Annotated in this window: 3 protein-coding genes; all 3 read right to left on the bottom strand. The window is 71.6% G+C overall.

The genetic code is table 11. From position 1 onward, the window contains the following. Positions 1-140: 140 nt before the first annotated feature. The 3 genes from ACIPAE_RS31980 to ACIPAE_RS31970 all read right to left on the bottom strand — a co-directional run bounded on the left by ACIPAE_RS31980 (position 141) and on the right by ACIPAE_RS31970 (position 6,856). Entirely contained in the window at positions 141-1,940 is a 1,800-nt protein-coding gene (locus ACIPAE_RS31980) for an adenylyl cyclase (protein ID WP_402450009.1), read from the bottom strand. Between the two features lie 711 nt (positions 1,941-2,651). After that, positions 2,652-5,417 (bottom strand): NPCBM/NEW2 domain-containing protein, encoded by a 2,766-nt coding sequence (locus ACIPAE_RS31975; RefSeq protein WP_402450007.1) that lies wholly within the window; start codon positions 5,415-5,417, stop codon positions 2,652-2,654. Between the two features lie 164 nt (positions 5,418-5,581). Beyond that, the gene (locus ACIPAE_RS31970) at positions 5,582-6,856 is read right to left on the bottom strand and encodes a SpoIIE family protein phosphatase (RefSeq protein WP_366411760.1); all 1,275 of its coding nucleotides are present in this window, start codon (positions 6,854-6,856) and stop codon (positions 5,582-5,584) included. Positions 6,857-6,916 lie beyond the last annotated feature (60 nt).

Genomic DNA, 6,916 nt, shown 5'->3' with positions numbered 1-6,916 from the left:
CGCGCCCGGCCCGCCCCCCCCTGGGGGGGGGGGGGGGGGCGGGGGGCGGGCCCCCCGCCCCCCCCCCCGGCGGCCCGGGGGGGGGGCGGGGGGCGCCGGGGCCCCCCCCGGCGGCCTGCCACGCGGGGCGGTCGCGACGGTCAGACGGTCGCGACGCCGTTCGCGTACCGCTTCATGTTGTACGTGCCGAAGCCGTTCTCGACCGGGTCACCGCTGCTGTTGATGCAGTGCAGGATGCCGCCGCCGGCCGCGTCGTTGAGGCAGACGGTCATCAGGTCGGTGAAGACCACGCCGGGGGTGTCGGGGACCTCGTAGGCGCGGTCGGTGTAGATGTTCGCCTCCAGGTTGAAGAAGCAGTAGCTCCCCAGTCCCCAGGCGAGGTGGTCGGTGACGGAGTCCGCGACCTTGTAGGCGGCGTACCCGTTGGTACCGCCGTGCACCCAGGCCGACTGGGTGGGCACGTCGTACGGGTGCTCGTTCTGGAAGAAGTACGTACGGCCGTGGTTGCCGTTCCAGACCACTTCGTACTTCTGGTAGTGCTCCACCGCCAGGGCGTAGGCGGTGACGTGCTCGCCGTTGACGAGGAAGCCGGTGTCGGCCGGGTTGACCGACCAGCCGACCGTGCCGTCCAGGCCGTGGTCGGCGCGCCAGAGCCAGAGGTTGTCACAGATCACGTCGTTGCTGTCGAGCTGGACGCTGACCCCCGCGCCGCCGGGCAGGGAGCCGCCGATCCGGGCGTAGACGTCGAAGAGCGCGGTGGGGTCCGCGGAGTGCCTGATCCGGCTGCGGCCGTGGCCGACCCGCAGCAGCACCGGGGAGTGCGCCGAGGCCGCCTCCAGGAGCACCCCGGCGACGGTGACACCGCCGACGTCGGCGACCTCCACCAGGGAGTTGCCGTGGGTGGCCTGGAGCGTGGCCAGGCCGAGGCCCAGGACGACGGTGCCGGGGCGGTTCACCCGCAGCGGCGCGGACACCTGGTAGACGCCGGGGGTCAGCAGCAGGTGCCGGCCCCGCGCCAGGGCCCGGTTGAGGTCCGCGGCGGAGTCGCCGGGCTTGGCCACGTGGAAGTCCGACAGCGGGATGCTGCGGCCCTTGGCCCGGCCGTGGGCCCAGGTGGTGCCGGCGCTGTCGCGGCGCAGCGCGGGCACGAAGACCTGGTAGCCGCCGTGCCGGTCCGCGGTCAGGAAGGGCTTCTCCCGTACGGTCGGGGTCCGGTCGACGGTGGTGTAGGGCGGGGTGGGGAAGGACTGCGCGGGGGCGCCCTGGGTGCCGACGAAGACCATGTTCCAGTTGGAGCCGGTCCAGCTGCCGAAGGTGTCGTTGCGCGACAGCCACTGCTGCTGCGAGCCGGAGTCCACCTGGCCGTCCACCACGCTGTCGGCGAGGAATCCCCCGCTGGACCACTGGTTGCCGGGCGGGCTCGGCCACAGGGTCATGTCGCCCTTCACGTGGACGCGGCGCATCGGGCCCGCCTGGGCGACCGCCCAGCGCTCCAGGCCGTCCGGCGGGGCGATGCTCAGGTTCTCCGCGGCCCGCCAGAAGTTCTGCGTGCCGTTGCCGTCCAACCACTGCGCGTCGACGGTGACATGGCCGTTGATCACCACGTCGTCCGGGCTGTCGCCCAGGCCGAGCACGTGGGTGTAGAAGCCCACGTTGACGTCGACGTTGTAGCTGCCGGGCATGAAGGCCAGGGCGTACCGCTCGGTGCCGAACTGGTTGGACTGCTGGGTGGCGAACACGGCGTCGAGCTTCGCCTGGATCGCCGCGTCGCCCATGGACGGCTCGAAGACGAGGACGTTCGGTCCCAGGTCGGCGCCGCCCCCGTGACCGGGCTGCGGGTGACCGGGGTTCGCGTGGCCGGGCTGCGAGGCGAAGGCTGAACCGGTGGCGATGCCGCCGACCAGCGGCACCGCGGCGGCGACGGCCGCTCCGCGGAGCATGGCACGGCGCGTGGGAATGACGGACACGGCTCTCCCTGAAGTGGTGGATGGGGAGGAGAACTGCGGCTGGCCCTGAACCGCGTGAGAGCGCTCTCAGGGACGAAGTGAATCATCGCGCTTATGCAGCGTCAATAAAGCGGACGGTCATAACTCGACCGGCTGGGAGGCGCGAGGGAGAGGCCGCTGCGGCGGCAGTGACACCCGGCTGGGGCGGCTGGGGCAGCGGGTGAAGGAGTGGCGCCGGCACGGCGGGTGGAGGCCGCACGGTACGGCGGCAGCGCGGCAGTTGGAGGCGTCGCCGGGCGGCGGCAACATGGCGGGCGAAGGGCTTCGCGCCGGGCGAAAGAGCCAGGGGGCGGGCGAATGGCCCGCGGCGCCGAACGCAACCGTCCGTCCGCGCCGAGCCCAACCGCCCATCCACGCCACACGCAACCGTCCGCCCGCGCCAAGCGCAACCGCCCATCCACGCCACGCCCAACCGTCCGCCCGCGCCACACGCAACCGCCCATCCGCGCCACGCCCAACCGTCCGCCCGCACCGAGCCCAACCGCCCATCCACGCCACACGCAACCGCCCGCCCGCGCCGAGCCCAACCGCCCATCCACGCCACACGCAACCGCCCGCCCGCGCCACGCGCGACGGTCCGGCCGTGCGTGGGCACGGCCGGACCGGGTTGCCGGGGTCACCCGGCATCGTCTTGCGCGCGGGCGCTCAGCCGGAGCAGGTGACGACGGGCGCCGCCCAGTCCCCGTGGTCGTAGGCGTTGCCGTCGCCGGCGTCGCCCACCACGAGGTCGAGGGTCTGCACGCCGGTCAGATCGGCGCTGATCTTCTGCGCCGGGTCACCGCCCTTGATGGCGCCCGTGGCCGTCAGCGTCTTGCCGTCGCCGAGCACGCTGAACGTGTCGCTGCCGGACGTCCCCGCGTCGTCGTCGTTGCCGACCGTGGCGGTGAACTTCGAGCAGTTGCCGCCGAGATAGATCGCCACGTCGCTGATCGAGTTGGTGCCCAGGCCCTTCGGGTACACCGTGCCGCCGAGCGTGATCGGGGTGCCGTCACCGGCGTTGGTGCCGCCCACCGACTCGTCGCGCTCCACCGGACCCCAACCGTTCGTGGACGAGACGAAGTCGAGGTCGCTCACGTCGTTCACCCCGGTCGGCGGCGGCGGGTTGGTGACCGCCACCTGCGCGTCCTGCCGCAGCCACTGTGCGACCTCGCCCTGCGCGAAGGTCGCGGTGGCGCTGACGGTCGCGGTCGACGCCTTGTCCGTCGGCGCCGTCAACTGCCAGACGGCGGTGGCGCTCTGCCCGGGCCGGATCGCCCCGAACACCTCCGGCTGGGCGTCGAAGGTGAACCCGGGCGCGGAGAGGGAGACGTTGACGCCCTCTGCGGTCTTCGCGCGGGCCGGCACCGACACGGTGGCGGACACCGTCAGGGTCTTGCCGCGCTGCACGCTCTTGGCCGAAGGGGTGACCGCCAGCGCCGCGGTGGCCTTGTCGCCACCGGTCTTCTGGAAGGACAGGTTGTCGAACTGGTCGGTGTCGTACGACGTGAGGCCGAGCCCGCCCTGGCCCGCGGTGTAGCTGCTGTCGTGGGCCACGCCGACCTGCTTGCCGTCCACGGACGCGGTGATCGCCGAGCCGCTGAAGGAGAGCCCGAGCCGGTGCCACTTGCCGGTGCCGAGCGGGGTCGTCGCGGACCTGCTCAGCACCGTGCGGTTGCCGTCCGCGTCGCTCTTCAGGATCGTCCAGGCACCGGTGTCGCTGATCTGGAAGTAGTAGCCCTGCTGGTGGGACTGCGGGCGGTTCTGGGTGCCCGCGCGCCCGATCAGCTCGACCGTGCCGGGCTTGGCCAGTTCGACGTCGGACTGGAGCGAGTAGTCCGTCCAGGTCGGATCGCCGACCAGGGTGAACGCGTCGGAGTCGTCCTGCCATTCGATCGGCTTGACCGGCGCCATCTGCTGCAGGCACATCCCCCGCCGGCCGGCGGCGCACTTCTGCACCTCGAACGAACCCTGCATGTCGGAGACGTACTTCGCCTCGCTGCCGGCGACATCGTTGTCAAAACTGTCGGAGTACGGCAGCTTCAGCGCGTGCGCGGCCGGCGCGGTGGCGGTGCCCTTGCCCTGCCCCGTGGTCGTGGTGACCGTGTAGATGTAACCCGGCTTCATCGTCAGCGCGTACGTGCCGTCGGCCGACGGGGTGATGTCCTGCGTGTGCACGAAGTCCGTCGCCGCGCTGGGCTGGTCGACGTCGGTGGCCCACACGTGCGCGGTGCCCGTGGACAGGCCGCCCTTGACGGTGAAGTGCGCGGTCTGCGCGGCGGTGGCGGTGGTGGTCTCCAGCACCGTCGAATAGTCCTTGCCGTTCGGCGACTTGAGCGTCACGTAGCTGCCGTTCGACTCCGAGCCGCCGAGGTAGCCCGACCCCGCGTCGACGAACTTCCAGCCGGGCTGGGCGAACTGGGTGACCTGCGCGGTGGCCCAGGTGTTCTCGCCGATGCCGTAGTTGCCCGACCAGGGCGAGCCGGCGGTGGCCAGGCCCACCGTGGAGTACGGCAGGTTGGGGTAGATCGCGGCGATCAGCGGCCAGTTGAAGTAGCTGGTCATCTTCGCGTCGACGTAGCCGCGGGTGATGGAGCGGATCAGCGCGGGCGCGCCGGTGTTCATGTCCTGCGAGCCGTTCTCGCTGGCCCACAGCGGCTTGCCGTTGTCCTTCGCGGTCTGCGTGCTGGAGCAGGTGTCGGCGTTGCCGCCGTCGCCGCCCGCGCAGGGGTAGTGCGCGCCGATGATCGACACGGCCTTGTCGAACGCCGGGTCCTTGGCCATGTCGTCGGCGACGTCCCAGCCGCTGTCGTCGGCCACGATCTGCACCTTGGAGTAGCCGGCGTTGTCAAGGGCCTTGCGGAGCTGGACGTACCAGTCGGCGTCGTGGCCGCGCTCGTTCCAGCCGCCGAGGTACTTGATGTCCAGGCCGTGGCTCTTGGCGCAACCCAGCCACGAGATCAGGTAGTTGATGGTGTCGGTCGACCAGAAGCCGCCGTTGATCCACCCGGGCGCGGCCCACGCCAGGCCGTACAGGCCGATGTCCGGGTTGCGCTTGACCGCCTGCTCGGCGAGCCAGAACTCGTAGCCCGCGTCGCAGTTGACCGCGCCCTTGGTGTGCTCGATCGACGGCTCGGAGCCGTCCGTGGAGTTGGCGTCGCCACCGATCTCCAACTTCAGCAACTGGAGGTTCGCGCCGTAGCCCGGCTTGAACATGTAGTCGAGGATCTGCTTCTGCTGGGCGGCCGGATAGTCCGTCAGCAGGCGGGAGTTGCCACCGCCACCGCTGATCGCGCCGATCCCGTCGAACGTCCGGCCGCTCTGGCCGCCGTCCACGCTGATCGACGTGTCGGGGTCCGCGTGGGCCGGCGCCGTGCTCGCGGCCAGCAGCGCGGCCAGCAAGGCCAGCACCCACAGCGGGGTAAGTCTCCACACACGAGTCATCACTCGGGGCATGGCTGACGCCCTTCACTAGAGGAGGATGGCGCCAAGTGTCCCTACCTGTTGAATATTCGGTCAACAGCGCGAACAAAGAAACACAATCAAACATCCCCGGTGCCACCGCCCGGGTAAAAACCTCACCGGGCGAACAGGACCCGTCAAAGCCGGATGACGAGCAGGGAGATGTCGTCCTGCTGGCCGGAGGGGTCGGTCATGGCCGGGAGCAGGCCGTCGGCCAGCTCGTCCGGGGAGAGCGCGCGCAGCTCGCGGATGGCGTCGATCAGGCGGCCCACGCCCGTGTAGATGTCCTCGCCGCGCCGCTCGATCAGGCCGTCGGTGTAGAGCACCAGGGTGTCGCCCGCCCGGTACTCCGCGGTGGCCTGCGGCCGCGGCACGTGCTCAAGGCGCGCCCCCAGCGGCGGGTCGGTGGCCTGGTCCAGCAGGTCGTGGCTGCCGTCGGCGTGCATGAGCACCGGCGGCGGGTGGCCGGCGTTGCTGTACATCACCAGCCGGCTGTGCGGGAAGAGCTGGCAGGTGAACGTGGTGGTGGCCATCGCGCCGTCGTGGGAGCGCGCGTACAGGCCCAGCGTCTCCAGGGCGCCGTTGGGGCCGTCGGCGACGCGGATCGCGGCGCTCAGCGCGCTGCGCAGCATCCCCATGACGCTGGCGGCGTCCACGCCGTGGCCCACCACGTCGCCGACGGACAGCGCCAGCCGCCCGTCGGGCAGGTCCACGACGTCGTACCAGTCCCCGCAGGCGTTCATGCCCTTCAGCGCCGGCAGGTAGCGCACCGCGATCTCGGGGTGCGCGGCAAGGTCGGGGGTGGCGAGCATGGCCCGCTGCAGGGCCAGCGCGACATCGCGGGTGCGCAGCGCGGACTCCTGGAGGCGGGCGTTGGCCTGCCGCAACTCCTTTGCCCTGGTGAACAGTTCCGCGCGCGGCGCCTCGACGTCGGCGGTGTCGTCCGCCCCGCCGTCGTCCACCGCGCCCTCGTCCCCCCGCTCGGAGCGGACGTACTCGGTGACGTCGTCGACCTGGTGGATGATCAGCTCCACCTGGCCGTCGGTGCCCTTCACCGGCCGGTTCACCACGTTCCACCAGCGGGGGTCGAACCGGCCGGCCCGGTCCGGCCGCGCCACCGTGAAGCGGTGCATCAGCAGCATGTTGGTGCGGCCCGAGGTGAGCGCGACCTCCAGCGACCTGCGCTGGACCTCGGCGCCGTGCGAGGCCGGGTCGCCGGGGTCGGGCGGGTAGGCGTCGAAGAAGCCGGAGCCGAGCAGTTCCTCCGCCGCCCTGCCGGTGGCCGCGACGTACTCCTCGTTGACCGCGACAATCGTCAGCTGCCGGTCGAGCACGATGCAGGCCACCGGCATCGCCGCGAACAGCGCCGCGTAGTCCAGCTCGGCGCCCTCGCCGCCAGCCACCGCGACCACCCGGCCTCCCTGTCTGCACCCGTGTCGTACGCCCTGGTCCGGCCGTGCACACCAGTCAAC

It is taken from the genome of Streptomyces sp. NPDC087270, from assembly GCF_044744625.1.
Taxonomy (GTDB): Bacteria; Actinomycetota; Actinomycetes; order Streptomycetales; family Streptomycetaceae; genus Actinacidiphila.
This window is presented reverse-complemented; position numbering and strand designations above follow the sequence as displayed.

Bases quoted from the DNA above. Each gene is read 5' to 3' on its own strand.
- ACIPAE_RS31980 (WP_402450009.1), bottom strand. From the start codon at position 1,940: ATGCTCCGCGGAGCGGCCGTCGCCGCCGCGGTGCCGCTGGTCGGCGGC.